This is a genomic window from Chitinophaga sedimenti (assembly GCF_023156195.1).
In the GTDB taxonomy this organism is placed as follows: domain Bacteria; phylum Bacteroidota; class Bacteroidia; order Chitinophagales; family Chitinophagaceae; genus Chitinophaga; species Chitinophaga sedimenti.
The window spans coordinates 66,146-91,842 of the sequence record NZ_JAKUKA010000001.1; the positions used below are offsets into that span (position 1 = coordinate 66,146).

At 50.2% G+C, this 25,697-nt stretch carries 29 protein-coding genes, 3 tRNA genes and 4 pseudogenes; 25 read left to right on the forward strand and 11 right to left on the reverse strand.

From position 1 onward, the window contains the following. The first annotated feature begins 46 nt into the window (after positions 1-46). The 5 genes from MKQ70_RS00450 to MKQ70_RS00470 all read left to right on the forward strand — a co-directional run bounded on the left by MKQ70_RS00450 (position 47) and on the right by MKQ70_RS00470 (position 2,615). Positions 47-133: transfer RNA gene (locus MKQ70_RS00450), tRNA-Leu, on the forward strand. Between the two features lie 232 nt (positions 134-365). Continuing rightward, positions 366-1,604 (forward strand): DUF2130 domain-containing protein, encoded by a 1,239-nt coding sequence (locus MKQ70_RS00455; protein ID WP_248080866.1) that lies wholly within the window; start codon positions 366-368, stop codon positions 1,602-1,604. A 217-nt stretch (positions 1,605-1,821) separates the two neighbouring features. Continuing rightward, on the forward strand, positions 1,822-2,265 hold the full coding sequence (locus MKQ70_RS00460) for an HAD family hydrolase (protein ID WP_248080869.1): 444 nt from the start codon (positions 1,822-1,824) through the stop codon (positions 2,263-2,265). Between the two features lie 148 nt (positions 2,266-2,413). Next, positions 2,414-2,489, forward strand: a tRNA-Gly gene (locus MKQ70_RS00465). Between the two features lie 53 nt (positions 2,490-2,542). Then, a tRNA-Gly gene (locus MKQ70_RS00470) sits at positions 2,543-2,615 on the forward strand. 108 nt (positions 2,616-2,723) lie between these two features. Here the strand turns inward: MKQ70_RS00470 and MKQ70_RS00475 are convergent. Both MKQ70_RS00475 and MKQ70_RS40865 read right to left on the reverse strand, forming a co-directional pair. After that, positions 2,724-3,410 carry an aldo/keto reductase gene (locus MKQ70_RS00475; RefSeq protein ID WP_308198890.1) on the reverse strand — a complete coding sequence of 229 codons (687 nt, stop codon included), beginning with the start codon at positions 3,408-3,410 and terminating at the stop codon, positions 2,724-2,726. 26 nt (positions 3,411-3,436) lie between these two features. After that, the gene (locus MKQ70_RS40865; protein WP_308198891.1) at positions 3,437-3,715 is read right to left on the reverse strand and encodes an aldo/keto reductase; all 279 of its coding nucleotides are present in this window, start codon (positions 3,713-3,715) and stop codon (positions 3,437-3,439) included. Between the two features lie 415 nt (positions 3,716-4,130). On the opposite strand from MKQ70_RS40865, the gene MKQ70_RS00480 reads away from it, so the two are divergent. From MKQ70_RS00480 to MKQ70_RS00500, 5 genes are all read left to right on the forward strand, one after another. Next, on the forward strand, positions 4,131-7,034 hold the full coding sequence (locus MKQ70_RS00480) for a SusC/RagA family TonB-linked outer membrane protein (RefSeq protein WP_248066099.1): 2,904 nt from the start codon (positions 4,131-4,133) through the stop codon (positions 7,032-7,034). After that, positions 7,031-7,246: a hypothetical protein gene (locus tag MKQ70_RS00485; protein WP_248066102.1), complete on the forward strand. Its 216-nt coding sequence runs from the start codon at positions 7,031-7,033 to the stop codon at positions 7,244-7,246. Before MKQ70_RS00480 ends, MKQ70_RS00485 begins: the two co-directional genes overlap by 4 nt. Before the next feature lie 226 nt (positions 7,247-7,472). After that, positions 7,473-8,792 (forward strand): RagB/SusD family nutrient uptake outer membrane protein, encoded by a 1,320-nt coding sequence (locus tag MKQ70_RS00490; RefSeq protein ID WP_248066105.1) that lies wholly within the window; start codon positions 7,473-7,475, stop codon positions 8,790-8,792. Positions 8,793-9,023: 231 nt separating this feature from the next. Beyond that, a complete protein-coding gene (locus MKQ70_RS00495) occupies positions 9,024-9,521 on the forward strand; it encodes a hypothetical protein (protein ID WP_248066108.1) in 498 nt (165 codons plus the stop codon). A 21-nt stretch (positions 9,522-9,542) separates the two neighbouring features. Continuing rightward, complete coding sequence (locus MKQ70_RS00500; protein ID WP_248066111.1) at positions 9,543-10,526, forward strand: DUF5007 domain-containing protein; 984 nt, start codon at positions 9,543-9,545, stop codon at positions 10,524-10,526. 117 nt (positions 10,527-10,643) lie between these two features. On the opposite strand, the gene MKQ70_RS00505 is transcribed toward MKQ70_RS00500, so the two are convergent. Then, a complete protein-coding gene (locus MKQ70_RS00505) occupies positions 10,644-11,090 on the reverse strand; it encodes a hypothetical protein (protein ID WP_248066114.1) in 447 nt (148 codons plus the stop codon). Positions 11,091-11,102: 12 nt separating this feature from the next. Continuing rightward, positions 11,103-12,413: a glycoside hydrolase family 18 protein gene (locus MKQ70_RS00510; RefSeq protein ID WP_248066117.1), complete on the reverse strand. Its 1,311-nt coding sequence runs from the start codon at positions 12,411-12,413 to the stop codon at positions 11,103-11,105. Positions 12,414-12,464: 51 nt separating this feature from the next. Between MKQ70_RS00510 and MKQ70_RS00515 the strand changes: the two genes are divergently transcribed. Continuing rightward, on the forward strand, positions 12,465-13,619 hold the full coding sequence (locus tag MKQ70_RS00515) for an acetyltransferase domain-containing protein (protein ID WP_248066119.1): 1,155 nt from the start codon (positions 12,465-12,467) through the stop codon (positions 13,617-13,619). Positions 13,620-13,845: 226 nt separating this feature from the next. Here MKQ70_RS00515 and MKQ70_RS00520 read toward each other — a convergent pair whose 3' ends face one another. After that, entirely contained in the window at positions 13,846-14,154 is a 309-nt protein-coding gene (locus tag MKQ70_RS00520) for a hypothetical protein (protein ID WP_248066122.1), read from the reverse strand. 259 nt (positions 14,155-14,413) lie between these two features. Here MKQ70_RS00520 and MKQ70_RS00525 point away from each other — a divergent pair, with 259 nt between their 5' ends. Next, the gene (locus MKQ70_RS00525; RefSeq protein WP_248066124.1) at positions 14,414-15,016 is read left to right on the forward strand and encodes a LytR/AlgR family response regulator transcription factor; all 603 of its coding nucleotides are present in this window, start codon (positions 14,414-14,416) and stop codon (positions 15,014-15,016) included. Beyond that, the gene (locus MKQ70_RS41840; protein ID WP_372489919.1) at positions 14,917-15,168 is read left to right on the forward strand and encodes a LytTR family transcriptional regulator DNA-binding domain-containing protein; all 252 of its coding nucleotides are present in this window, start codon (positions 14,917-14,919) and stop codon (positions 15,166-15,168) included. Before MKQ70_RS00525 ends, MKQ70_RS41840 begins: the two co-directional genes overlap by 100 nt. Here the strand turns inward: MKQ70_RS41840 and MKQ70_RS00530 are convergent. Further along, positions 15,105-15,968 (reverse strand): hypothetical protein, encoded by an 864-nt coding sequence (locus MKQ70_RS00530; protein WP_248066126.1) that lies wholly within the window; start codon positions 15,966-15,968, stop codon positions 15,105-15,107. The two genes, MKQ70_RS41840 and MKQ70_RS00530, sit on opposite strands and share 64 nt — an antisense overlap. A gap of 120 nt (positions 15,969-16,088) precedes the next feature. Here MKQ70_RS00530 and MKQ70_RS41845 point away from each other — a divergent pair. After that, positions 16,089-16,343, forward strand: a pseudogene (locus MKQ70_RS41845) (AraC family ligand binding domain-containing protein); the annotation flags it as partial. Positions 16,344-16,363: 20 nt separating this feature from the next. Here the strand turns inward: MKQ70_RS41845 and MKQ70_RS00535 are convergent. Beyond that, positions 16,364-16,531, reverse strand: a complete 168-nt coding sequence (locus MKQ70_RS00535) for a hypothetical protein (RefSeq protein ID WP_248066129.1) — start codon at positions 16,529-16,531, stop codon at positions 16,364-16,366. 21 nt (positions 16,532-16,552) lie between these two features. Between MKQ70_RS00535 and MKQ70_RS40870 the strand changes: the two genes are divergently transcribed. The 3 genes from MKQ70_RS40870 to MKQ70_RS00550 all read left to right on the forward strand — a co-directional run bounded on the left by MKQ70_RS40870 (position 16,553) and on the right by MKQ70_RS00550 (position 18,821). Beyond that, positions 16,553-16,948: a helix-turn-helix domain-containing protein gene (locus tag MKQ70_RS40870; RefSeq protein ID WP_248066132.1), complete on the forward strand. Its 396-nt coding sequence runs from the start codon at positions 16,553-16,555 to the stop codon at positions 16,946-16,948. 202 nt (positions 16,949-17,150) lie between these two features. Beyond that, positions 17,151-17,714 carry an ankyrin repeat domain-containing protein gene (locus MKQ70_RS00545; RefSeq protein ID WP_248066135.1) on the forward strand — a complete coding sequence of 188 codons (564 nt, stop codon included), beginning with the start codon at positions 17,151-17,153 and terminating at the stop codon, positions 17,712-17,714. A gap of 180 nt (positions 17,715-17,894) precedes the next feature. Continuing rightward, positions 17,895-18,821, forward strand: coding sequence for a YheT family hydrolase (locus tag MKQ70_RS00550; RefSeq protein ID WP_248066138.1), 927 nt, complete (start codon positions 17,895-17,897; stop codon positions 18,819-18,821). Between the two features lie 70 nt (positions 18,822-18,891). On the opposite strand, the gene MKQ70_RS00555 is transcribed toward MKQ70_RS00550, so the two are convergent. Beyond that, positions 18,892-19,536 carry a DUF4397 domain-containing protein gene (locus tag MKQ70_RS00555; protein ID WP_248066142.1) on the reverse strand — a complete coding sequence of 215 codons (645 nt, stop codon included), beginning with the start codon at positions 19,534-19,536 and terminating at the stop codon, positions 18,892-18,894. 202 nt (positions 19,537-19,738) lie between these two features. Here MKQ70_RS00555 and MKQ70_RS00560 point away from each other — a divergent pair, with 202 nt between their 5' ends. The 8 genes and pseudogenes from MKQ70_RS00560 (at position 19,739) to MKQ70_RS00590 (ending at position 22,934) form a co-directional block, all read left to right on the forward strand. Next, positions 19,739-20,119, forward strand: a complete 381-nt coding sequence (locus tag MKQ70_RS00560) for a group III truncated hemoglobin (protein ID WP_248066144.1) — start codon at positions 19,739-19,741, stop codon at positions 20,117-20,119. 236 nt (positions 20,120-20,355) lie between these two features. Beyond that, complete coding sequence (locus tag MKQ70_RS00565) at positions 20,356-20,763, forward strand: MerC domain-containing protein (protein WP_248066147.1); 408 nt, start codon at positions 20,356-20,358, stop codon at positions 20,761-20,763. A gap of 30 nt (positions 20,764-20,793) precedes the next feature. Continuing rightward, a complete protein-coding gene (locus MKQ70_RS00570) occupies positions 20,794-21,237 on the forward strand; it encodes a hypothetical protein (RefSeq protein WP_248066150.1) in 444 nt (147 codons plus the stop codon). Then, a pseudogene (locus tag MKQ70_RS43205) lies at positions 21,231-21,428 on the forward strand (hypothetical protein); the annotation flags it as partial. The gene MKQ70_RS00570 and the pseudogene MKQ70_RS43205, both read left to right, overlap by 7 nt. 101 nt (positions 21,429-21,529) lie before the next feature. Next, positions 21,530-21,724: a hypothetical protein gene (locus MKQ70_RS43210; protein ID WP_443657895.1), complete on the forward strand. Its 195-nt coding sequence runs from the start codon at positions 21,530-21,532 to the stop codon at positions 21,722-21,724. After that, positions 21,651-22,273 (forward strand): annotated as a pseudogene (locus MKQ70_RS00580) (hypothetical protein). Before MKQ70_RS43210 ends, MKQ70_RS00580 begins: the two are co-directional and overlap by 74 nt. Next, complete coding sequence (locus MKQ70_RS00585) at positions 22,252-22,329, forward strand: hypothetical protein (protein WP_248080873.1); 78 nt, start codon at positions 22,252-22,254, stop codon at positions 22,327-22,329. The pseudogene MKQ70_RS00580 and the gene MKQ70_RS00585 overlap by 22 nt, the downstream one beginning before the upstream one ends. Before the next feature lie 56 nt (positions 22,330-22,385). Next, positions 22,386-22,934, forward strand: a complete 549-nt coding sequence (locus MKQ70_RS00590; RefSeq protein ID WP_248080876.1) for an outer membrane protein assembly factor BamB family protein — start codon at positions 22,386-22,388, stop codon at positions 22,932-22,934. 204 nt (positions 22,935-23,138) lie between these two features. Here the strand turns inward: MKQ70_RS00590 and MKQ70_RS00595 are convergent. The 3 genes and pseudogenes from MKQ70_RS00595 to MKQ70_RS00605 form a co-directional block, all read right to left on the reverse strand. Beyond that, positions 23,139-24,299: pseudogene (locus MKQ70_RS00595) on the reverse strand (arylsulfatase); the annotation flags it as partial. Continuing rightward, a complete protein-coding gene (locus MKQ70_RS00600; RefSeq protein WP_248066169.1) occupies positions 24,284-24,532 on the reverse strand; it encodes a sulfatase-like hydrolase/transferase in 249 nt (82 codons plus the stop codon). The gene MKQ70_RS00600 and the pseudogene MKQ70_RS00595, both read right to left, overlap by 16 nt. Before the next feature lie 114 nt (positions 24,533-24,646). After that, the gene (locus MKQ70_RS00605) at positions 24,647-25,687 is read right to left on the reverse strand and encodes a glycoside hydrolase family 88/105 protein (protein WP_248066172.1); all 1,041 of its coding nucleotides are present in this window, start codon (positions 25,685-25,687) and stop codon (positions 24,647-24,649) included. Positions 25,688-25,697: the final 10 nt, after the last annotated feature.

Consider the following 25,697-nt stretch of genomic DNA (forward strand, 5'->3'; position numbering starts at 1 on the left):
TGCTGGTTATAAAAAACAGATTATTTTTGCACACCCTAAACAACCCGCGGAGGTGGCGAAATTGGTAGACGCGCTACTTTGAGGTGGTAGTGCCTGAAAGGGCTTGAGAGTTCGAATCTCTTCCTCCGCACCACGGTATTACAAACCCGCACTTAGTGCGGGTTTTCCGTTTTAAGGCATCTGGCGGGGTTTTACGGGCCGCATAATAGCCGTTATAACGTATTTATTTACAACCGCATTTTCAACTACCTTTATGACATACGCAAATACAATGCGCATACTGTGCCTAGTTTTAAATTGCATTTAATATCATGTGAATTATGGGAACTTCAATAACCTGTCCTAATTGCAAACATGCATTTGTGATGGAGGATGCCTTTGCCGCGGATATTGAGGCGGAGATGCGGCGTAAAATGTCGGCCGAGTGGAATAAACGTACCGAGGCTTTGAATGCGGAGAAACAGCAGGTCGCGATGGCCAAACAGCAGTTGGAGCAGGAGCGGCTGAAACAAGCGGAAGAATTTAATCAGAAGATACAATCCGAATTGCAGTTGGAGAAACGCCGGCTGCAGGAAACGTTGTCGGCAGATATTCGCAAAAACATGGCTGGTGAATATGAGAACCAGTTACAATTGTTGAAACAGTCTAACTACGACAACGAAGAGAAATTAAAAGAAGCCCGTCATAAAGAACTGGAATTTCTGCGCAAGGAGCAGGAGTTGAAAACGAAAGAGGAGGAGATGGAGCTCACGGTACAAAAGAAAATCACGGAGGAGCGCAGTCATTTGTCTGAGATCATCCGCAGGGAAGAAGCTGAGCGTACCGCGTTAAAAGAAATGGAGTTTCAGCTGAAGCTGAAGGAAATGGAAAAGCAGCTCGACGATCAGCGTAAACTGGCGGAAGAAATGAAGCGTAAGGCCGAACAGGGATCGATGCAGTTGCAGGGCGAAGTGCAGGAACTAGCATTGGAAGACATGCTGCGTACGGCGTTTCCGTTCGATACGGTAAGTGAAGTAGGTAAAGGTGTGAAAGGTGCCGACTGTTTCCAGATGGTGCGAAACCAGTTTGGACAGGAGTGTGGTAAGATCATTTATGAAAGCAAACGCACGAAAGAATTTTCGCCGCAGTGGGTGGAAAAACTGAAAGCGGATATGAGAAGCCAGGGCGCTGATGTGGCGGTGCTGGTAACGCAAACCATGCCGAAAGACCTGGACCGTTTCGGTGAAAAGGACGGCATCTGGATTTGCACGTTCGCAGAGGTAAAAAGCCTGGCATACGTGCTGCGTGAAGGCGTGCTGAAGGTGTTTGGCGTGCAGAAAACGCAGGAGAATAAGGGAGATAAGATGCATTTGTTGTATCACTACCTGACCAGCAGTGAATTTGCCGAACAGTGGAAAGCCATTCGCGAAGGCTTTATGGCGATGAAAATATCGATCCAGAAGGAGCGCGATGCGATGGAGAAGCTATGGAAGGCAAGGGAAAAGCAACTGGAAAAAGTATTGCTGAACGCGGCGCATATCAAGGGTTCGATTGAAGGAATAGCCGGTACAGATTCGGTGGACCTGCGTTTGCTGGAAGATGCGTCGGACAGTTTGCTGGACTAACTTGTTTTAACATTACTTTCAGGAGTGGGATTGTATTTTTAGCACATGGACAACAAAACATACAACACGATCATCTTCGATCTGGGCGCGGTACTGGTCGACTGGAATCCCGGTACCTGTACCGGAAGATATTTGCGACCGAGGCAGAGATGGAGCATTTCTGGAACATGTTTGTACATCGGCGTGGAACGAGGAGCAGGATGGCGGCCGCAGTTTGATGGAAGCGACGGAGTTGCTCGTTGCGCAACATCCTGCACTGGAGCCGGAGATCCGCGCGTTTTATGGCCGCTGGCCCGAAATGCTGAACGGTGCGCTCGATGGTACGGTGGAGATCTTTAAGGCCCTGAAAGAAAGCGGCAGGTATAAAATATATGCGCTCACGAACTGGTCGGACGAAACATTTCCGGTGGCGTTAGACATGTACCCTTTCTTTAGCTGGTTTGATGGTGTGTTGGTGTCCGGCCGTGAGAAACTGCGTAAACCGCATCATGCTTTCTATCAATTGCTACTTGATCGTTTTGACATTGATCCGGCACATGCTATTTTTATTGATGACAACCTGCGTAACGTAAAAGCGGCCGAAGATTTTGGGATAGAATCGATTCATTTTACGTCGCCGGAAGCGTTGAGTACGGTGTTAAAAACGAAGCATATATTATAAAAGTGATCGCCTGTAACATTTGCTGTGCAGGTGTTACAGGCGATTACTAACAAACAGGGATAGAAAAAGTTCAAAAAATATTTGGCAGAATTGATCTCTTTCCTATCTTTGCAATCCCAAACGGGAAAACAGTTCTTTAGAAACACCTGCGGAAGTAGCTCATTTGGTAGAGCACGACCTTGCCAAGGTCGGGGTGGCCGGTTCGAGCCCGGTCTTCCGCTCCAGGAAAAGCCTGATCTTACGATCGGGTTTTTTTTATTGAAAATTAGATACCAACGCGGAAGTAGCTCATTTGGTAGAGCACGACCTTGCCAAGGTCGGGGTGGCCGGTTCGAGCCCGGTCTTCCGCTCAAAGAAAAAGCCTGATCATTGATCAGGCTTTTTTGTTTTATGTATTTGCTAATGACCTTACATACTCAACGAAAGGAAACATAGACCTTTCCACAACACTTCCGGGATCATTTCAAAATCGCCTCAATCGCCTCCAGCTCCGCACTCGTATAATCCAGCTTGTTCAACGCCGCCAGGTTATTATCCAGCTGCTGTACCGAACTGGCACCAATCAGCACGGTTGTAACCCGTTTATCTTTCAGCAACCAGGACAACGCCATCTGTGCTAATGATTGCCCGCGTTTACCCGCCAATTCGTTCAGCTGGCGTATCTGCGTTAATTTATCTTCCGTGATCTCATTTGTCTGCAAATGCCCGGTGCTCCTGCCTGCGCGGGAATCCGCCGGGATGCCGTGCAGGTAACGGTCGGTCAGCATGCCCTGCGCCAGCGGCGAAAAAGGAATACAGCCCACGCCGTGTTTCTCCAACACATCCAGCAATCCACCTTCTACCCATCTTTCGAACATGCTGTATTTAGGTTGATGAATAAGGCAGGGCGTACCGAGTGATTGCAGCACCTTTATCGCAGTTTCGGTTTCGGTAGCAGAATAATTGGAGAGTCCCACATACAGCGCTTTTCCCGAACGAACGATGCTGTCGAGGGCTCCCATGGTTTCTTCAATTGGCGTTTGCGGATCGGGGCGGTGAGAATAAAATATATCTACATAATCCAATCCCATCCTTTGTAAGCTCTGATCAAGGCTGGAGATGAGATATTTCCGCGAACCCCAGTCGCCATAAGGGCCGGGCCACATGGTATAACCAGCTTTGGAGGAAATGATCAACTCGTCGCGGAGGTAACCGGGAAAATCTTTTTCAGGATGGTACCGAAGTTTTCTTCTGCTGAACCAGGTGTCGGACCGTAGTTATTCGCCAGGTCAAAGTGGGTAATGCCTTTATCAAAAGCGCGGCGCACAATAGCGCGACCGTTTTCGAAAACATCTACGGAGCCGAAGTTATGCCAGAGACCCAAAGAAATGGCGGGCAGCTGCACACCGCTTTTGCCGCAGCGGTTGTATGGAATTTGTTCGTACCTGTCTGGTGCCGGATTGTATTGCATGATGGTGTAATTTATTTGAGGAATGCCAAGATAACTAAGAAAAAGCGGCGAGTGAAGTATTATATATAATATAGGTGATAAGTTATTGGGTATTTGTAATAACCATAGCAAAAATGCCCATTTAAAAAATATAGAAAAAAATTAAAAGAATTAACCAAAATTATCCAGTTTTTAAATGATGGTAGCATTTTAACCCTATAACAGGAAAACTTAACATTGAAAATATTCTTATTATTCCAGGACGAGCTATCATTTAAAATCGACCAGCGGTTTGCAAATCCGGTTTAGCACCCCAATCTACGGGATGTTCGTAAATCTTAAAGGAATGTTAAAATCCGTTTACTGTTGGTTTATATAGGTAAATACTTACCGAGTGATCTATGTTAAATTCACATCATCAACCAAATTCTAAGTCATGATGAAAAAAGTTTACTTATTCGTCTTGCTTTGTATTGTTATTTTTAATAATGTACACGGCCAGACGATAAAAGTCAGTGGATCTGTTACTGACGGCAAAGATCCCTTGCCCGGCGTAACAGTAAGGATCAAGTCCACCAACACGGGAACCGCAACAGACGACAAGGGCCGATTTACGCTAAATGCCCCCGCCAATGCCACACTCGAAATTTCTTTTATTGGTTACGAGACCAAGCTCGTTAAAGCAGCCGACAACCTCACTGTTAAATTAGAGCCTTCTAACAGTACCCTGCAGGAATCGGTAGTAATCGGTTACCAGAAAGTAACACGTAAAACCGCCACTGCCGCTATTTCCAGCATCTCCGGCAAGGAATTACAGAACCAACCCGCAGCGAGCTTCGACCAGATGCTGCAGGGCCGCCTGTCTGGTGTAAACGTACAGAACTATACAGGTATGCCTGGCGCACGCAGCAGCGTGTCTGTTCGTGGTAACTCCCTGGTAACGAACGGTTACGACGAAAATAACGTGACCAACAACCCGCTGTACGTAGTAGACGGTGTACCGCAGCCAACAGAATCGTATGCTGGTCCTACCGGTGGTACGGCCTCCAACTACCTGGCCGGTATCAACCCCGAGGACATTGAAAGCATCGACGTACTGAAAGATGCCTCCGCATCAGCGATCTACGGTTCGCGTGCGGCTAACGGCGTTATCCTGATCACCACCAAGAAAGGTACCAGTGGTCGCACCCGGGTGGGCGCCAGTGTGTACGCGGGTTATGTAGAGCGCCCCGAGCTGCGCGACGTAACCATGGGTGTAACAGAACGCCGCCAGAAAATGGACCTGATCGACGTACTCTCGCTCTCGCAGAAACGCAATCTGCCTGCTATCATGACTGACAGCCTTAATCCCGCATTTAATGGTAACACCGACTGGCAAGACCTGTTCTTCCAACGCGGCCTTATCCAGAATGCGGATATTAATATCTCCGGCGGTGGCGAATCTTCCAACTACCGTTTCAGCCTTGGTTATTATGATGAAGATGGTATCGTGAAAGCGACCGGCTTCTCCAGGTATACCGCGCGTTTTACGCTTAATGCACGGGCGCTGGACAACCGCACGGACATCAACCCGATCATCACTTATTTCCGTTCCGATAAGGACCGCGGTAATGGTAATGATAATAGTCCGTTCGGCGTAGGTGCCGGCGACATGCCTTCTTCCCTGCTGAACCTTTCTCCGGAAGCAAAAGAAGTGATCATGGGTTCTTATAATAAAAATCTCGATAAAAACATCGATAATAACCTGTCGTTCGCATTGAACCTTGGCCTGTCGCTGACGCCTCACCTGCGACTGAGCACCCAGAACTCATATATCTACCTGAATGCGAAAAGGGACCAGAACGCGCCGAACTTCCTGACCGGCACCGGTAACTACGCTTTCGCCTTCACTTCTACCCGTGCTACGATGATGTCTTCCAACTTCCTGACGTATTCTAATCAGTTTGGAAAACACAATGTGAGTGCAGTAGTGGGTACCGATATCAACTTCGATCAATACCAGGAAATGTGGGCCAGCGGCTCAAACGGTGTGTCTGACCAGATCCAGATCATCTCCGGTTTCCAGAAACAGAATACGGACGTAGGCGCGCGTTATGATGCGTTCGGCCTGCTGTCGTACTATGCCCGCGTAGCCTACGATTATGATACTAAGTATATCGTTTCCCTGAGCGGTCGTTACGACGGTTCTTCCAAATTTGGTAAGAACAATAAATGGGGTTTCTTCCCATCTGCATCAGTAGCCTGGCTGCTGTCTGAAGAAGGATTCCTGAAAGACAACGGCCTGTTCTCACTGGTGAAACTGCGTGCGAGTTATGGTACTTCCGGCAGCCTTCCACGCGACAACTACCTGCAGTATAACCTGTACCGTGTGAATGCCGGTAGTTACACAGGCAACGGCAACGCCACTTCCTACGACGGTATACCGTCCGTAATCCCGAACTTTAACCAGGCCGCACAGAATAACCTGAGCTGGGAAAAATCGGACCAGTGGAATATCGGTACCGACCTGGAAATCCAGAAGGGTAAATACTCTGCCGCCATCGATGTGTACAACAAGCAAAACTCTTTGCAGTTATTCAGCATCACGCTGCCGTACACATCCGGTTACAACAGTTCCTTTACCAACTCGCTGGGTGTGCGCAACTACGGTGTGGACCTGACCATCGCCGCCAACCCGCTGCCTGCTACCAGCAAAGTGAAATGGTTCAGCCGACTCGTACTCTCTTATAATAAAAACGAAATCACTGCACTGCCGAACGGTGGCCGCGACCTCGTGTTTAACTCAGGCGACCAGTTCGATAAACTGCATATCATGTCTGTAGGCGCACCGGTGAACGCATTTTACCTGTTGCAGACCAAAGGTGTTTATACAGATGATGATGCCGTACCGGGTAATCCATTTACCGGCGACAAATTCCGTAACCCGAACTATATCTACAAAGGTGGTGACTTCATCTTTGCGGACCTGGACGGTGATTACAACATCGACATCTTCAATGATGGTATCAACCCCGATAAAAAAGCGATGGGTAACCCCAACCCGCTGTACACCGGTGGTTTCTTCAACAGTCTTAACTGGCGCGGCATCGACCTGTCGGTTTTCTGTACCTATTCTTTCAAGCGCGACGTGATCAACCTGTTCGATGCAGAACGTTTCTCGAATTCTACCACCAGCGCACTGAATTTCGTACACACCAGCACGCCCGATTTCTCTAAAATCAATATCTGGAGAAAACCAGGCGACAAAGCCGAATACGCCAAGTTTGACTACGGTACTTACGGTTACTATTATACCTCTGCACAAACCTTCTTCCGGAGCCAGGCGGTTACTTCCGCGTGAAGAACGTAACTGTCAGCTACAACCTCACCAACGTGTGGAAAGGCCTTAAGATGGACCGCTTCCGTATTTATGGTATGGTGGACAACGTGCTGATGATCCAGAAATCGAAAAGACTGCCCGATGCTGAAAACGTGAACCAGTATGGCGAATACGACGGTGGTGGTTACCCCATCCCCAAGAAGTACACATTTGGTATCGATCTGAATTTCTAAAAGGTAAATCAGTAAGACATGAAAACGAAGACAATGAAGCTAAGCATATTCACGATATTAACGGCGGCGGTACTGGTTACTTCTTCCTGTTCCAAAATCCTGAACGGAACCGAAGAACTCTACCTATTCAGACAAATTCTGGAAAACAGGCAGGGACGCCAAATTTGCGCTGTCCGGCAACTATTCCCTGCTACGCGCTGCGCTTACCAGGGGGCTGCGTTATAACATGTATGGCGATGGTGAAGCCAAGGCCTATTATGTGATTGATTACAACGGTGACGGCCTGGAAGGAATCCAGAGTGGTGACTTTACGTTTCAGTACAACGTGAACACGTATGGTACCTGGGATGATTTCTTTAAGGTGGTGACCATGAGCAATGAAATCATAGGCCGCTTGCCTAAAATGACGGACGAGATGTTGTCCGATGACCCGGAAGGTAGCTCCAATGCGACTAAATTCCGTAACAGGATTATCGGGGAAGCCTACTTCCTGCGTGCTTACACTTATTTCACGATGACCCGCATCTGGGGCGACGTGCCCATGGTACTGGAAGCATACGCCGATCCTATTACTGCACCGCAGATTGCGCGTACGCCTAAAGCGGAGGTAATTGCCCAGGTGATTAAGGACGCGCAGCAGGCAGCTTCTTTACTGAGCTGGGGATATAATAATTACACGGTGAATGCCGGTCCCACCCAGGCCAACCGTGGTGCAGCGTATGCCCTGCTGGCTCACGCCTATCTCTGGAAAGCAACGACGACCAATCTTACTACAGTAAACCTCGCAGACGCTCACAGCGCGGATACTGCCATTACGCAGCTTTTTGCACAAGGCGGTTACAGCTACACCGATACTGCTAACTATTACAGAACTTTCATTGGCAAATCTTCTGAAGGTATTTTTGAACTGGCGCAGGCGGAAGATCAGCTGGAAGGTTCCAACAGCGGTATTGGTATGCAGTTTTTACGCAGCGATTACTGGTACGGCCGCGGTGATTACGCACGTATGGCGGTACAAACCAACTACTTTTCAAGCCACTACCCGGATTCATTGCTGCCCGATATTCGTTACGATAAAGGATTTGATTACTGGTTGAGCAATCGTCCGATGACCCGTAAGTACAGCAACATCATTTACCGCAGACCAGGTACCAAACAGGACCCGTACCTGAGCAACAACATGAACATTTTCCGCCTGGCGGATATGGGATTGTTGAGAGCGGAAGTGGCGATTTACGAAGGCCGTTATATGGATGCGCTGGCGATCATCAATGCCAACCGTAAACGTAACGGTGCTCCGGAATACACTACTACCGCTTACTCACGGGATAAGATGATCGAAATCTACATCGACGAACGCGGACGTGAGTTGTACCTCGAAGGGCATAACTATTACGACATCGTGCGCACCGGCGCAACGCATATTATTGACTGGCTGACAGCGCAACGCCGCCTGCAGGGAGGTTTCTACTGGCCGGTGGACCCGAAACTGTTCCGCGGTAACCCGTTACTGCTGCAAACTTCTTACTGGCGCGGCAGAGTATAGTTAACGATATCAACTTAAAAAATTAAGATATGAAAAATAGATTTCCGATAGTGATGGTCGCCCCCTGTTAGCGTTTGTCGTGTTAGCGCCGGCCTGCAAAAAGGATGATTATAAAAACGACGGCGGCAGGCACAATCCGAAGGTGAATATGACCACGTACGAATACCGGCTTCCAAGAAAGGTATTTTCGATTCGCTCGTACACCTGATCGATCGTGCCGGTTTGAAAGAAATGGTGAACAGCGATATCACTTTTTTCGCCGCTAACAACTATGCTGTTGTAGATTTTATCGCAGCAAAAAAACGTATCCGCGACATCGCACTGGGCAATGAAAACCTGCCTTACACTACAGACAGCATTCCCCTGCAATTGTTGAAGGATTCGCTGCTGACCTACATGTTCTCCGGTAAAATCAACCGCGAGCAGATGACGCTTGGCGGTACGCTGCTGGATAGCAAACTCGGCGCGATCCCCAATACGAAGTTCATTATTCGCCTCGATCGCCGCCAGGACTATGCGAATTACCTGAAGTATGTAGATTATGTACAAATGGGTAAAATCATTGGCAGCCGCGACGACGAGCAACCCGATCCGGACGCCATACCGGCGTCGGAAAAGGATATCATAGAAACCTGCCAGACCTCCGGCATTATTACCACCACCGGTATTCTGCACGTAATGTCAGGTACACACCGACTGTTCTTTAACGCGGAAAAAATTGGAGATTAATCACCCTTAAAAACTTGACAGATGAAAAAACTCATTATATCAGCAGTTGCAGTATTGGCGGTGATTACAGCCTGTGAAAAGGTTACGCCGGGCTTCCTGAGCTCACAAATGCGTTATAAGGATACCGTGGTGTATTGCAAAAGAGGTTTTGCCCTCACGCAGTCCGAACGCGTGAACGCGGACGAATCCACACCACCGATCACCTTCAAATTATTAAACCTTCGCGAAAAGGCAACCGGCAAACCCGCACCTCCCGAGTTCTTTACAGACTATGATGTAGTTGTGTTCAAAGAAGGCATGGCGTTTAACCCGGAAACGGATACCACGCTCGCTAAATTGAACGAGAAACGCGAAACAAAGAAAATGAAGCCGATGATCTTCAACGAAGTGAGTGGTCAGTTCGTATTCAACAAAGCGTCTACCAACCTGCCGCTGGGCGATTTCGCATTTGACCCGGAGGTAAGCAATATCGCTGGTAAAAAAACGTTTACCAACTTCTCGCAGATTTCTGTAGTAGATCCGACTACAGAGGATATCTTCCAGATCAACGCTACCGCTGCCGCTGTATTCAGCGATGCTACCGGCGCTTCTGTAGGCATTCGCAACCCGGTACTCAAAATTACCAAACAGTCCGGCGATGGCGCCCGCCTGATCCTGAAAATTGCGGACAAAAACGGCAAACCGTTTAACCCGAAAACAGGTGAGATCATCCGTCGCGGTGACAGGCCCGTATTTGAGAACTACGCACGCTTTAACCCGGTAATTTTTACGGATACCGCGATGATCTGCGACTTCGTAGTGGCTCCTTTCCCGCTGAGCGCTTACATCGACAACACCGGTTACAACTGGGGTGGACTGATGTACTACCGTATTCCCAGCCAGTTCGTAACAGTTGATGGCTATCCGCAGGGTGGTTACTCCCTGAACCCGCGCTGGGATTTCAAAGTAAAACTAGAAGGTACTTATTTGCTCGAGATCATATGTTCCGACGCTGTACATAAGTAGTCGCTGAATAAAAGAAGATGAAAAACAGCAAAGCCGCCTGTGATGGGCGGCTTTGCTGTTTAAAGCAAGAAACCGTCCCGCAAAGGCAGGACGGCATTTTCCATTAAACGTTAACACCTACTTCCTTTTGAGGGTAAGTGTGATCGTTACTTCTTCTCCTTCATATTCGCCTGTGGTGGATGCTTTGAACGTAGACCCATTCACAGTAATCAGTTTGTATTCCTCACCGTCAATTATCAGTTTGGTGCCGTCCAGCGACCAGTCAGAAGTAATCACCTGGTCGTCATCCGGATCGCATTTGGTAGCGCCTTCGTTTTGTTCAGATACGTTGTTGGCTTTCAGTACAATGTAGTCGTCTTTTACGCAGGTGGGCAGATGGGCCAGGCCATCTTTAGTTGGCGTATCGCCGTCGTTCCATATTACAGGTCTGTCGGCAGTGATCGATACGTAAGTCCATGAGCCAAGTAATTTTTCTTCATTGGTTTTGGGATCATCTTTTTCTTTTTTACACGCGCAAAAAAGCGCCGCTATTGCCAGGGGCATGGCAAATTTCAATTTGTTCATTGTTAAAAAACTTTAGGTGTTAATGTCTACATCATTCTCAGCATGGAAGGAACGATTTGGGGGACAGGTAAACAGGAACGGGTGCAAACATAGGGCATGCGAAGTTTGTGGGCAACGGCAGGAAGTGTGAAATGTAAAAATGAAGCACCGGGATGAACATTGTCCATCCCGGGCTGCGTTATTTGAACTCCCGGTTGATAGCGTTGAGCAAGTAGCCCTTTTATCGCTGTCGTACTCCCAGAACATCACACCGGCCAGCCCGTGCTGCTTTACATAGGCGCATTTGAACTGGATAGAATTCTCATCATCATAAGTTAAAAATATTTTTTTAGTGGGATGAAACAGGTAGGGGGCTTTGGCGCTATCGTCCCAATATCGTACATAGCCGCCGGTAGTGAGCAAACTATCCTTGATCATCGTGTACCCTGCACCGCGTGCGCCTTTCTGGGGCTTACGTTGCAGGCCTGCATTATCCGCATCAGGCATCTGCCATGCACGGCCGTAAAATGCGCAGCCCATCACGATTTTACTTGCCGGAACACCTGCTGCGATATAGAACTGGATGGATTTATCTGCTGAAGCGCCGCCCGCATCACCCGTTGACGCCGGGAGATTGGTGTGATGCCCTGCTACGCGCGAGCCTTCGGTTTTGTAATCGTAGGTCATGATGTTTACGTAGTCGAGGTATTGTTGTGCCTTATCCATTTCGGTATGGTCCACGCATGATTTGGAGCCGCCTACCGCGGTGGTAAGCAAATAGCGTTTGCCGGTTTGCTGTTGCAGGCTGTCCAGCGATGCACGGATGGCCTTAAACATCAGCGTAAAGTTTTGTTTGTCTTCGGGCCGGTAGATGTTACCTTCTTCGCCGGGGATGCCGGGGTATTCCCAGTCAATATCTACCCCGTCTAACTGGTAACGGCGAACGATTTCCATGGAACTGTGGGCAAAACTTTTGCGGGAAGCGTCGGTGAGCACGGCATCGGAGAAGTTCTCGCTCCATGCCCAGCCGCCGATAGAGATCAGTATTTTTAAATCGGGGTTGATCTTTTTAAGACCATTCAGGTTCCGGAAGTTCACCGTATCGGTACGTTCATTCGTCAGCCAGGCGAGGCCGTGCTGTACATTCACGAACGCATAGTTGATGTGGGTAAGACCCGCGGCATCGATGCCCGAAACGTCTACCAGTCCGCGGTAGCCGCCCACGTAGCCGATAACAACTTTGCCGGGAACAGGTTTTGCGGGCCTGAAGGCGAAACATAACAGGAGCAGGGCCAGTAAGGGGCCGTGGAATTTAGTCAGACGCATCATTAAATATACTAACACAATTAATGAATAAACCGTAACTTTTATGAACGGTCCATTAAACCCCTGTATATGCAACTTTCCACTTCCCGCATTACTTCTGTCGATCTGCTTCGAGGTCTTATTATGGTAATTATGGCGCTGGACCATACCCGCGATTTTATTCATGAAGAAGCATTTACCGGCAACCCGCTGGATCTTGCCACGACTACCCCCATATTGTTTTTTACAAGATGGATCACCCACTTCTGCGCCCCGCTGTTCGTATTCCTGGCGGGTGTATCGGCCTGGTTGTCCGGGCGCGGTAAGCCGGTAGGGGAGCAAAGTGGCTTGCTGATTAAACGCGGATTATGGTTGATTTTTGTAGAGGTCGTGATCATGACCCTGATCCTTACCTGGGATCCGGGCTTTCATGTAATATTCCTGGCGGTGATCTGGGCGATCGGCTGCAGTATGGTGATTATGGGATTGTTGCTGCGCGGCGGCTGGTGGCTGTTGCTGGCGATCGGGCTGTTAATATTCCTCGGACACAATGTAACGGATTACCTGCCTGCTCTGCAAAGCAACCCGGTGATGGGGGTACTGCTGACTTCCCCGGGCGCGTTGATCCCGCTACCGGCAGGGTATAACATCCTGCTGGCCTATACTATTCTGCCCTGGACGGCCGTGATGCTGCTTGGGTATTGTGCCGGCCGCCTGTACGAGCTGGAGGTGGTCCGCAGGAAGCGGATGCTGGTTACATTAGGCTGCTCGGCAATTGTATTGTTTATCGTACTGCGGTTTATCAATGCTTATGGTGACCCGGTGGCGTGGAAGGGACAGGCGTCGCCGTTTTATACTTTCCTGTCTTTCATTAATACTACCAAATATCCGCCGTCGCTGTCGTTCCTGTGTATGACATTGGGGCCGGGGCTGTTGCTGCTTGCTGTATTCGAAAACAAAAGCAACCCGTTTTTAAGTGTATACGGGCGGGTGCCGTTCTTCTATTATGTACTGCACTTCTTCCTGGTGCGGGTGATAAGTGTGATCATATTTTTTGGCAGCGGGTATACCCTGGCGGATTCAGGGACGTTTCCCTTCCGGTTCAGGCCGGCGGATATGGGCGGGTCTTTGGAAGTAGTCTATATCATATGGATAGGGGTGGTGTTGATGCTGTATATGCCCTGCCGGTGGTTTGACGGGTATAAGCAGCGGCATAAGGAGAAGCGGTGGTTGCGGTATTTGTAAGAGGCTTTCCGCACGCTGCGACTGACACCTCGGCAGTGTAAGCGGGCAGCTGGGCAATTCAAGCGTCCCACAAACTCCCGCCACCTGCCTACAAAGCCCTGTAACCACCCCGCAAACTCCGCGCAGCATAACCCCGCCGCACAAAAAAATGCCGGGAACGCCCGCCCGGGGTCAATCGGAAACGGGGTACTCCCGGCGCTAAAATTGGCAAGCTATTTTGGAGAAATCAGGCTTCCAGCAGCCCGATCCTGATCAGCCTCGACCTGATCGCCCCTGTTGTACGACCATGTATCCGGGCCATTTCTATAATGCGTTTCCCATCGTTGAATTGTTGTCGTAACGCTTCTTCCTCTGAATCCGTCCATTTGTTACCCTGGTTGCCACGCGCTTCGCTCACTTTCAGTTCTTTCACGGCATTAAAAAGCGCACGCAATATCACCGGATGTTGCATCGTGCTGCCCGCGGGGATCGGGGTTTGGGTTACAGGGTCTGTTCCATTGGCCGGGAGTTCCAGCACCGTTATGGTCTGTTCCATGTTCTGCATCTTAAGCTGTTTTAGGGTTCGTCCGCCTGTCTGGGTTGTTTAGAAGAAGCAAGCCGCGCATACTTGTATTACAAATCTAATCGCTCAGACCGCAATGAATTTGCGGTTTAAAAAAAAAAAAACGTCATCTACGGTAACCGGAGCCCCAATCTCACATAAACATGTCAACCCAACCGCAAAAACAGCACAACTGCTGCTGAAATGCCGAATTTTACAGCCAGACATCATCCCCGCTAAATTAAACTGTGCCATGAAAGTGTTGATCATCGAGGACGAGGCGCTCTCCGCCCACCACCTGAAAAGTATGCTCCGGGAAATTGATCCCGACATCGAAATAACTGCGGTGCTCGACAGCATCGAAGCCGCCCTTCGTTACTTTGCTTCCCAGCCCGAACTGGATCTCATTTTCATGGATATTGAACTGGGAGACGGACAAAGTTTCGAGATATTCAGCAAGATCAATGTGGAGTGGCCGGTGATCTTCACCACCGCTTACCAGGAGCATGCACTCAAAGCCTTTAAACTTAATAGCATCGATTATCTCCTCAAACCCATCAACAAGGAGGAGCTGCTCGCCGCTATGTTGAAGTTCCGGAAATGGCACGCGCACCGCGGTACGCCCAATGCGGGTGTTACGGCCATGTTGCGCGATATGAATAACGAAACGTTTAAGTCGCGTTACCTCGCCAAAGCGGTACTCGTCTCATTTCGGTCTCGTTACCCGAAATCGCTTATTTCTATACCAAGGATAAGTTGCAATTCATCAAAACCCGCGCAAACCAGGATTTTATCATCGACCGCAGACTCGATGAAATCGAAGGCGAAACGGACCCGAACGTATTTTTCCGCGTGAACCGCCAGTTTATCGTGAACTATGGAAATATTGAAAAGGTGCACACCTGGTTCAGTGGTAAACTCAAAGTGCAGGTACAGCCTGCGGCTTATGAAGAAATTATTGTCAGCCGCCTGCGGGCCAACGATTTCAAGAAGTGGTTGGGAGAGTAATTACCAGCGCAACACCTGCAGCAGCAGCTTCCAGCCTTTGGAGGTATGCGCCCAGATGCGCAGGTAGTTTTCCTGCCGCCGCTCATGCCGCACATAGCCGTACACGTATGCCGGTCTTTGCTCTGTGAAACGCCGCCGGCCACCGGTTCAAATGTAAGGGCCAGTGGAACCGGCCGTAGTGCAGCCATAAAGTTGTCGGTGCCCTGAAAAGGTCCGCCACCATTAATGTTGAACCAGGCGCTGTCTGCCGCCGCTACACGCCAGGCCTCATCTGCAAGGCTGTCGTGCGCCAGTATAAAATGCTTTTCAAGTTGATAGATGAGGGAATCGGGTAGCGAAGAGGGCACAATGTCCGTAAACGCCTGTAAGGACTGCAAACCATATCGCGATGGGGCGAAGTCCACGCCCAGGTCGGCCATAAATTTCCAGTCGCCGGCGCTGTTCTTTTTCCAGACCGTGGTGTATTGACCGCTTACCAGCAGGGTATCTGTTTTACCATGCCGCACTTCGTAAGGCCCGGTCGTAAAACCAAGGTCGCCGGCAGCAGACATTGCGTAGAACGCAGGCTGCCAGATAATCTTTGGTCCGCCGGCATCTGGCGCGGCGCTCCAGCTTTTGATCGCGTTGCCGATTTTACCATTGTTAAACACCACACCGTTACTATCTGCAAACTGCAGGAAAGCGCGTTTCACAGAGCTGTCTGCCGCCATCTGCGCAAATGCTTTTTCGGCAGTTGCTACATCCTGCGCAAACGCATAGCTACTAAGGAAAAGAAGTAATATCTGGGGCCAGTATCTCATGTCAGTATAAGGCTAATTTAGTATTTACCCTGCTTTCCTACGTTAAATTTATCCCGGAATGTCTTTTTATTCCATCCGGCTGCTCGATCAATACCCGAAATAGGTTAAATTCGACGTAAGATGCCACATACCCCGCACTTACCCGTTGTTGATCTCAATGAAGTCTGCAAGCCGTTGAAGGACGAGCAATTCAGTCTTTTTCGCCACGAGCGCGAAGGCGTTTCCCAATTAACGACACCCCATAAGCATAACTTTTTCATGTTATTTTTCGTTACTGGCGGTGGCGGGACCCATCATATCGATTTTACCAAATATGAGGTGAAGCCCGGATCGGTTTTCTTTCTCGCACCGGGACAGGCGCACAGCTGGGCATTAGACGCCGACACAACCGGCTTTCAGCTGTTGTACGGACCGGAGTTTTGTATCTTTCCGGCGCGCCAGTGGCCCTTCTTCTCTGCTTCCGCGCATCCCGTACTGGACATGAAGCCGGAGGACTTCCACGTGCTGATAAAGGAATTGAAGTCGATGGAAGAGGAATACGATGTGGCCGATATCTTTTCCATCCGCATCCTGAACCACCGGTTGTGGGTGCTGCTCAGTTTACTGGAACGCGGTTACGACCGGGCTTACCCCGCGGTGGATACACCCGGCGGCCGGCAGGTGGTAAAAACTTCCTCGAGCTGCTGGAGCAGCATTACAAAGAACAGGCGGCCGTGGAGTTTTACGCCGCACAACTGCACGTTACGCCACAATACCTCAACATTGCCTGTAAAAAGGAAACGGGACTTACCGCGGGACATTGCATCCGCAGCCGCATCGTACTCGAAGCCAAACGCATGCTCACACTCACCGCGCAGGATGTAAAAGAAATCGCGTACGAACTGGGCTTCTCCGATGCATCCTACTTTTCCCGGTTTTTTCGTCGTTATGGCGGCATGCCTCCCCTCACTTTTCGCCGGCAGGCGCAAAAAGTACCATAATAGGTTAAAAAAATACTTCTCCTGGCAGGCGGGCTTTCAAAAAGTACCGTTATGTACACAGTGTGCACCGTTGAGCTGGCCTGTAAGGATGTACCTTTGTGTTGTTGTTATGAGTTACAACATATAGCGGGATGTTATTGTGATTTGTGTGAATGATAACGCTATAATGGGAGGGAGAAAGCAATTCAGAAAAGCAGCAGTGATGAAAGGACATGTGACAATTGCAGGCTTGTTAAAGGGGCGTGAGCAACTGGAGCAGATAGACGAAGACGGGAGGACGCCCCTGATGCTTGCCCTTTACCGCGGCGATCTGCCAACAGCGGGGTTGCTGATCGCAGCTGGCGCAAACGTAAACGGGCAGGACAAAATTTTAAATTCACCCTTTTTATATGCCGCCGCCAGCGGGTATACAGAGATTGTGAGGCTGTGCATGCAGCATGGCGCCGACTACCAGGTGTACAACCGGTACGGCGGCTCCGCGCTGATTCCGGCCTGTGAACGTGGATACACGGAAACGGTGGCGGCGCTGCTGGAAGACAAAAACTTTCCGGTAGATCATGTGAATAACCTCGGTTGGACGGCCCTGTTGGAGGTAGTGATACTCGGGAATGGCGGCCCGCAGTACACGCAGATAACAGAGATGTTGATTAAGGCCGGTGTGAACGTGAATGTCGCAGATAAAGAGGGTGTTACACCTTTGCAGCACGCCGTATTCAGAGGTTGGCGAAGCATAGCGTGGTTGTTGATGCAGGCAGGCGCAAAGTGATGTAAATAACCATTATCCTTGAAAATAGCCTGGTCTTTATGGCCAGGCTTACATTTTTTCAACTTGTTCATGAGAGAGAACAGCACCCGGTTCGCATGGCGGCCGGGTTTCTTTAGGTGGAAATCGTAACTTCGTTATATGCCAGTTGTGAGCGAGTCAGCATATCTACCCCCGCGCTTTTTGCGGAACCGTCATATCGCTACCATTTACCCGTCGTTGTTTCGCCGGGTGAAAGGCGTGCAGTACGAGCGGCAGCGCCTGTTTACGCCGGACGGGGATTTTCTGGACCTGGATTATAGCCGGACAGGCAGTGACCGTATCGTGATCATCCTCCACGGGCTGGAAGGTAATTCGTCGCGGCCCTATGTGCTGGGCATGGTCAGTATTTTTAATGAAGGGGGATTCGATACCGTGTCTATGAACTTCCGTGGCTGCAGCGGCGAACCTAATATCCTGCTGCGCAGCTACCACAGCGGCGAAACCGGCGACCTGCACACCCTCGTGCAACACCTGTCTGCCGAAGGCCATTATAAAAGCATTTGTATTGTAGGTTTTTCTTTAGGAGGAAATGTGACCCTCAAATACGTGGGTGAACAGGGTGAGGCGTTAAACCCGCTGATAAAGGCGGCAGTCGGTGTTTCCGTACCCTGCGATCTTAAAAGCGGCGCCATAGAACTGGAAAAGCGTGTGAACTACATGTATATGCAGATGTTTATCCGGGAGCTCGGTGAAAAACTGCAGGTGAAACAGACGAAATACCCTATCAACCTCGATAACTTTAACACGATCCGCACCTTCCGGCAGTTTGACGATCGTTATACCGCGCCCATTCACGGTTTTGAAAATGCCGAAACGTACTGGGCTGCCTGTAGCAGCCGGCAGTTCATTCCCAATATCCGTATTCCCGTGTTATTGCTCAACGCGCAGGACGATCCGTTCCTGGGAAAAGGGTGTTATCCGTACGAGGAGGCTAAAGGGCACCCCTGGTTTTATTTTGAAGCCCCACAACACGGCGGCCACGTAGGCTTTGCGGGATGGAACGCGGGACGTTACTGGTCAGAATTACGCGCATTCCGTTTTATCAATGAAGTATTTAACCCGGCATAAAAAACAATAGGGACTACAATGTAGTCCCTGTGAGGTTTTTCATGGATGTATGGTGTATATGGAAGCTTAGTTAGTTGTGCGTTACCACACCGGCCCCCAGCTTCAGATTCCCAATACCACCTTCGAGTCCTTTGGCGTAAATCGTATAGATTTTACCAGCTTCCAGCGTTACCACCGGAATAGACAATGGAATGGTGATGGTACCTGCCAATCTCACATCCACCCGGTAAGATCCTGCATTGGCGGCTACAAATTGCGTGTTAGCCGCGTTTGTCGTAAAGTCTTTATAACTCCTGTTGTTAAAGTATACGCTGTCATTTACTAAAATATCTACCGCCGGCGCGTTGGGGCTCAGATGGAAAAAGCGTACATGCGCTTTACCAGTGGCCGGGGCGGTAAGGTTATCTTCTACCACTACCGCGGTAATAGCGTTCAGGGTATCGTACGCCCAAACGGAGTACGATTTGTTTGCGAACGTAGCGGTATTCGTTTCCACTACATAATTCTGTGTGCCCGTTGCCGCCAGTTTAACATTGGTGTTGCTGGACGCAGTAATGGCTGTATAAGGCGAATTAGTGCCGTAACCTACATTAGTGGCCGCGGTAATTTTGTTATGTGCGTACATATCCACGTTGGGCGCGTCGGGCGATGTGTGTACCAGCATGATCTGGGCCTGTGCGGGTTCATCGTCATTGTCGTTAGAGCATGCGCTCATCGAAACAGTTGCAGCTAACAAAACAGCCACGGGTAAAAAGGCTCTCCTCATAAAAGATGATGGTTTAACAGTAAGTGTATCCGTTTAATGGTGTATCATCCTATTTGAAACAAATGAGGTGCCAGCAGCCTGCAGCAGCTATTTCAACACTTATTAGCCCCGTATTGTGTAATTTTGTGGCCTGTTAATCGACGAATTGAAGATGAAAGACATCAGTACGCGCGAAGATCTGGGCCTGTTAGTCAGCGAGTTCTACCGCAAAGCCACCATTGACCCGGTTATCGGGCACTTCTTTACAACAGTGGTCAAGCTGGATTTTTCCCAGCACATCCCTTTGATCACTTCCTTTTGGGAAAATATATTACTGGATGGTACCTCGTATAAGGGTGGCACCATGTTTAAACATATTATGCTTAACCAGTTATCGCCCATGGAGCCCGGGCATTTCCAGCGCTGGCTCGCCTTGTGGGAAGAAACGGTGAACGCACACTTCCGGGGACCGAAGGCCTCCGAGGCAGTTACACGTGCACATTCCATTGCGGGGATCATGCAATTTAAGGTCGGCGGACAGCGTCCTGTTTAGTTAATTGGTTGTTAACAGGTGGATAAATCCGCCGTTTACCAACCAAAACAATGCGTTTACGAATTGGCACTTGCTAAAAGTAAAGCTGTTCCTATATTTGCATCGGTTTTTCATAGGATATGGTTAAAATAATTGAGGGTGGTATTCTTACCACCCTTTTCTTTGCCTTATTTTGATTTGCATCTTTGTTGCAAAATACATTATCTTTGTTCTCCGGCCTAACCGGAACAGCACTTATGGAACCGAACAATCGTAAAGCAGTTTATCAGCAGAAATGGGATATGATCAGTATGGGCGCATCGCTGGCCTGTGCCATACATTGCGTGTTGCTCCCGGTGTTGTTTACCACGCTGCCACTCTTCGGCATGGAAATTCTCGAAAACGTTTACCTGGAAGTGTTAACCATTATGGTGTCGCTCATTGTCGGCGGCAGGGCGATCTGGCGCGGGTACCGCCTGCATCATGGCCGTGTATCGCTGCTGATGTGCTTCTTATTTGGAATGGGGCTGATGATCAGCGGCAATTTCGTGCATGGCAGCCTGTTAGAGGTCGTTGCCAAGCTCGGTGGCGCTGTCATCGTGGTTTGGGCACACTTCCGTAACTGGCAGTACGGCCGCTCCGCTGGGTTTTCTGCCCGCCAGTAGTTATCTTGGGAAATAATCCACTTCCCGTTTATGAAAATTGTATCCCGGCGTTTGCTATGCCTGTCCCTTATTGTGTTATGTTCCTGCCATCAGCGCTCCAACGAGCGTTTCAGCTCCTGGAAAGTATATAACGGTACAAAGGAAGGCGCAAAATATTCCTCCCTTTCCCAGATCGATACCGGTAACGTGCAACTGCTTCGCCCCGTATGGGAGTACCATGCAGGTGACGCCGACACTGTTTTTTCTTCCCAGATCCAGTGCAACCCGATCATTGTAGACGATGTACTGTACGCCGTTTCTCCCCAGTTAAAACTGCTCGCGCTCGATGCCGCTACCGGCCGCGCCAAATGGACGTTCGATCCGCGCAGAACAGGTGAAACGCTTTCCGCACATGCTTTACGGGGTGTTAGTTATTGGGAAGAAGGAGCGGATAAAAGGATTTTTTTGCAGCAGGCCCTTATTTATACGTGGTAAATGCGCTCACCGGCGCGCCCATTACCAGCTTCGCCGATAGCGGCCGGCTTTCACTGCACAGCGACCTTGGCGAAGGCGCCCGCGACCGTTTCGTGATCGCCACTTCCCCGGGCATGATTTATAAAGACATGATCATTATTGGTTCGCGCGTATCCGAGGATGCGGACGCTGCACCCGGACATATCCGCAGCTACGACGTTCGCACCGGGAAACTGCGCTGGATCTTTCACACTATTCCACAACCGGGGAGGAGGGCTTCAGTGAATGGAAAGATCCGCAGGCCTATAAATTCATCGGCGGCGCCAATGCCTGGTCTGGTTTTAGCCTGGACGAAGAACGCGGTATTCTTTTCGCTCCGACCGGCTCCGCCTCTTTTGATTTTTATGGCGGCAAACGTTTAGGTGCCAACCTGTATGCCGACTGTCTCCTCGGCCCTCGACGCCAACACGGGCAAACGTATCTGGCACTTCCGGGATATTCATCATAACATATGGGACCGCGACCTGCCCGCTCCACCGGTATTGGTAACGGTGATACACAATGGAAAAAAGGTAGATGCCGTAGCGCAAACGAGCAAAGCGGGTTTCGTATTTTGCTGGCACGTGAAACCGGCAAACCTTTATTCCCGATCGAAGAGCGCCCAGTGCCGGATACGGGCGTGCTGCCCGGTGAAGAAGCCTGGCCTACGCAGCCCTGGCCGGTAAAGCCCGCACCCTTCACGCGTCACCAGATGACCGAAGCCGACTTCAATCCGTTTCTGTCTGACTCTTCCCTGCAAGATGTGCGCACCCGCTGGCAATCCCTGCGTAAAGGCCACATTTTTATGCCGCCTTCCCGCGAAGGCACGCTCATTTTCCCCGGCTTTGACGGCGGTGCGGAATGGGGCGGCCCGGCATTCGATCCCGAAACCGGTATCCTGTATGTAAACGCGAACGAAATGCCCTGGGTACTCACCATGGTGGTAAAAGATCATGCGGGTGCTAAAAGGAAACAAACCTGGCCGCGGGCAAACGCCTGTACAAATCGTACTGCATGACCTGTCACGGCCCGGAGCGGCAGGGGGAGGTAATTATCCTTCGCTCATCAACATAAAAGAAAAGTTTAACAACGCGCAATTCTTAGACCTGCTGAATAACGGCCGGCGTATGATGCCTGGTTTCAAACACATCTCAACAGCAGAAAAGAATGCGCTGGCCACCTTTATCCCGGAGTTGAAAGACAAAAAGGACATCGCCTACACCGGCCTGCAGCAACCTGCTGATACCACGCGCAACCTGCCTTTCGGCAGTACGGGTTATCATAAATTCCTGAGTAAAGAAGGATACCCCGCCATCAGCCCGCCCTGGGGCACACTCAACGCCATCAACCTGCACACCGGCGAATACGTGTGGCGCGATACGCTGGGCACCGACCCCGATTTTGCAGACCGTGGCGTTAAAACCGGCACCGAAAACTACGGCGCACCGGTGGTTACAGCCGGCGGACTGGTATTCATCGCCGCTACAAAAGACGCAAAGATCCGAGCTTATCACAAAGCCACCGGCAAACTGCTATGGGAAGCGCAGCTGCCTGCAGCAGGTTTCGCTACACCGGCGGTTTACAGCGTAAAGGGCAAACAATACATTGTGATCGCCTGCGGTGGCGGCAAGCTGAAAACGAAGTCCGGCGACAGTTACGTAGCGTTCGCATTACCGTAATGTTTGTCCGCATGCGGACAGGTTTTGTGCTGAAAGTGAACGCGTAAAAATGGTAACTGGCTGATTTACAGTGATCGGCAGGAGTGGCATTATCCTTGGCTATAGTATTACGCCATTCTAAAAAAATAAAAACGCCGGCAGCATCGCTTACCGGCGGAGTGTTAAGAATTAAACGTTGGAGGATGCTTCGCGCATCCTCCTTTTTTATTCGATATTCCAGTCGAATACGGTTGCTTCCGCTTTTGTTTTGGACTGCTGCGCGAGCGAGTACAGTTCTTTAACCTTTTCAGGCTGTTTTTTCGCGAGATCGTTGGTTTCCCCTACGTCGTTCCGCAAATTATACAACTCCACCTTTTCGGGCTGTCCTTTCGCTTTCAGGCGCACCAGTTTCCAGTCGCCCTGCAATACTGCTTCTTTATATTGATTTTCGTTGAACTGCCAGTAGAGATAAGGATGTTGCTGCGTTTGTTTTTTGCCGGCAATAGCGGCGGTGAACGACAGGCCATCAATGCCGGCCGGAACACGTGCGCCTGTTAAATCGCAGAAAGTCGGTAGTACATCCCAGAACGCCCAGATGTCGTTTCGCACAGCCCCTGCGGGTACTTTGCTGGGCGCGCGCACCAGCAGCGGAACGCGGATGCCGCCCTCGTACAGGTCGCGTTTAATGCCGCGCAGCGGGCCGTTGCTGTCAAAGTATTCCGGATCGGCGCCGCCCTCTTTGTGCGGGCCGTTATCGCTGGTGAAGAAAATGTAAGTGTTGTCATCCAGTCCCAGTTCCTTTACCATAGCGAGTACGCGGGCCACGTCTTCGTCCAGTTTGGTGATCATCCCGGCGAAGGCGGCGTGCGGCTGTGCCTGTGCGTGGTAACTGGGGCCGCCCGCAAAAGGCGTTTCCGGCCCGAGTTTGCTGCTGCCGTCCGGGTTTAACCAGCGCTGGAGATAGGGGTGCGGCACCTGTAGTTCCGCATGCGGAATGGTGAGCGGCATGTAAAGGAAAAAGGGTCTGTCCTTATTGCTTTTGATAAACGCCAATGCTTTCTGCATGATGAGTTCATCGGTGTACTGCGTGCTGTCGAGCGGCACGCGTACAGTTTTACCGTTTTGTATTTCGAGTAAACTATTGGTGTAGTAATGATGCGCGTGTGTTTGATTGAGATAGCCGTAAAACGCGTCGAATCCCTGCAGCTCTGGTGTTCCCGGGGAATCTTCTTCACCGAGCCCCCATTTGCCGAACATGCCGGTGGCATACCCATTGTTGTGCAGATGCGTGGCCAGGGTCGTATCCTGCGGCCGCAGCGATTCACGGCTGTTGCCGCGGATATATGCATGGCCCATGTGTTTGCCGGTCATTAGTGCGCAGCGGCTGGGCGCACATACCGTGTTGCCCGCATAAAAGCGCGTGAACTTTGTGCCTTCCTTGCCAGCCTGTCGATGTTCGGCGTAGGCACTTTGTGTGCGGGATTGTAACTCGTCAGATTACCATAACCGAGATCGTCGGCGATGATGAAAATGATATTCGGTTTCTTCGCCTGTTGCGCCATGGCGGCCGGACTGCAAAATAGCAGGGCAAGGGTGATAAGTTTGTACGGAAGGTTCATGACGTTTGGTTTTTCCTTAACGGGTGTCTTAAAGATATAAAATAATAAGGGCCGGGAGAACCCGGCCCTGTTGATTTTTAACCTTTCACTAAAACTAATCGGAAATCTTTACACTTATTTTTTCAGTTTGTATACTTCACTGCCGGCCAGCAAAAAGCAACCGAGACTAAAATCCTCGAAGTCGGGGATCTTATCAAAGCTCACTGGTTGTCCGTCTTTGGGCTCTTTGCCGGTGCTCTGCACGTAACCCAGTTTGCCATCGGCGTGCACGCAGTCTTTCAGCAGTGCGCTCCAGGCTTTGGTGATCACGGGCAGGTAAGTTTTTTTATCGATCATGTTGTGGTTAATGCCCCAGGCCATGCCGTATACGAACAGCGAAGTACCTGTCAGTTCTTTGCCACCGAAGTTGTTCGCATCATGCAGGCTCGCATTCCAGAAACCGTCTTCACGTTGCAGCGGCAGCAGGGCCTGCAGCATGTCTTTGTAATCTGTTAAATACTCCTGGTAATGTGGATCGGAGACAGGCAATTCTTCCAACACCCGCGCCAGCGCCGCTACTACCCAGCCGTTGCCGCGTGACCAGTAACAGTCTTCACCATTTGGCTCCTTATAAGGCGGATCGAAGTCTTTGTCGCGCCACCAGAGTTTGTCGGCAGGATTGTACAGACCATTGTCGCCGTGTTTGTATTTGGTGTAGGCGTACATTTCATACATCTTACGGAAGTAGCCGGTGTCTTTGGTTTCAATGCCCAGGCGGGTGAGCACGGGCATAGCCATTTGCAGCGCGTCTATCCACCACCAGTCATCTACTTTGTTATTATTTTTGATACGCTCCATGCAGGCCTGTATATCGCGGATGCGCTCCGGCTTGCGGTCAATGCGATACAGGTCGATGTACGTCTGGCCGCAACACTGGTTATCCGCGTTATTGGTTGCGGTACCGCCCCAGAGGCCCCACTTGTGGCTCTCGCCCCATTGCACGGCGTAATCGTAATAACTTTTCTTTTTGTCGACATTATATAATGCCATCAGTCCTTCGTAATAAACGGCGCGTGTCCAGAGATTGCTGGGACGCTCTTTGCCTACGAACGTCACCTTGCCCGGATCGGGCCACTTGTTCACGAAATATTCGTTGGTAAGGCGCAATGCTTTCAACGTTTCCTTT

Bases quoted from the DNA above. Each gene is read 5' to 3' on its own strand.
- MKQ70_RS00495 (WP_248066108.1), top strand. From the start codon at position 9,024: ATGGTGAACAGCGATATCACTTTTTTCGCCGCTAACAACTATGCTGTT.
- MKQ70_RS00555 (WP_248066142.1), bottom strand. From the start codon at position 19,536: ATGAGCGCATGCTCTAACGACAATGACGATGAACCCGCACAGGCCCAG.
- MKQ70_RS00565 (WP_248066147.1), top strand. From the start codon at position 20,356: ATGGAACCGAACAATCGTAAAGCAGTTTATCAGCAGAAATGGGATATG.
- MKQ70_RS00545 (WP_248066135.1), top strand. From the start codon at position 17,151: ATGAAAGGACATGTGACAATTGCAGGCTTGTTAAAGGGGCGTGAGCAA.
- MKQ70_RS00505 (WP_248066114.1), bottom strand. From the start codon at position 11,090: ATGAACAAATTGAAATTTGCCATGCCCCTGGCAATAGCGGCGCTTTTT.
- MKQ70_RS00530 (WP_248066126.1), bottom strand. From the start codon at position 15,968: ATGAGATACTGGCCCCAGATATTACTTCTTTTCCTTAGTAGCTATGCG.
- MKQ70_RS00600 (WP_248066169.1), bottom strand. From the start codon at position 24,532: ATGAACCTTCCGTACAAACTTATCACCCTTGCCCTGCTATTTTGCAGT.
- MKQ70_RS00480 (WP_248066099.1), top strand. From the start codon at position 4,131: ATGATGAAAAAAGTTTACTTATTCGTCTTGCTTTGTATTGTTATTTTT.
- MKQ70_RS00455 (WP_248080866.1), top strand. From the start codon at position 366: ATGGAGGATGCCTTTGCCGCGGATATTGAGGCGGAGATGCGGCGTAAA.
- MKQ70_RS00535 (WP_248066129.1), bottom strand. From the start codon at position 16,531: ATGGAAAAGATATCGGCCACATCGTATTCCTCTTCCATCGACTTCAAT.
- MKQ70_RS40865 (WP_308198891.1), bottom strand. From the start codon at position 3,715: ATGCAATACAATCCGGCACCAGACAGGTACGAACAAATTCCATACAAC.
- MKQ70_RS00490 (WP_248066105.1), top strand. From the start codon at position 7,473: ATGTATGGCGATGGTGAAGCCAAGGCCTATTATGTGATTGATTACAAC.
- MKQ70_RS00570 (WP_248066150.1), top strand. From the start codon at position 20,794: ATGAAAATTGTATCCCGGCGTTTGCTATGCCTGTCCCTTATTGTGTTA.
- MKQ70_RS00475 (WP_308198890.1), bottom strand. From the start codon at position 3,410: ATGTGGCCCGGCCCTTATGGCGACTGGGGTTCGCGGAAATATCTCATC.
- MKQ70_RS00460 (WP_248080869.1), top strand. From the start codon at position 1,822: ATGGAAGCGACGGAGTTGCTCGTTGCGCAACATCCTGCACTGGAGCCG.
- MKQ70_RS00515 (WP_248066119.1), top strand. From the start codon at position 12,465: ATGCAACTTTCCACTTCCCGCATTACTTCTGTCGATCTGCTTCGAGGT.
- MKQ70_RS00500 (WP_248066111.1), top strand. From the start codon at position 9,543: ATGAAAAAACTCATTATATCAGCAGTTGCAGTATTGGCGGTGATTACA.
- MKQ70_RS00560 (WP_248066144.1), top strand. From the start codon at position 19,739: ATGAAAGACATCAGTACGCGCGAAGATCTGGGCCTGTTAGTCAGCGAG.
- MKQ70_RS00520 (WP_248066122.1), bottom strand. From the start codon at position 14,154: ATGGAACAGACCATAACGGTGCTGGAACTCCCGGCCAATGGAACAGAC.
- MKQ70_RS00590 (WP_248080876.1), top strand. From the start codon at position 22,386: ATGCCTGGTTTCAAACACATCTCAACAGCAGAAAAGAATGCGCTGGCC.
- MKQ70_RS00525 (WP_248066124.1), top strand. From the start codon at position 14,414: ATGAAAGTGTTGATCATCGAGGACGAGGCGCTCTCCGCCCACCACCTG.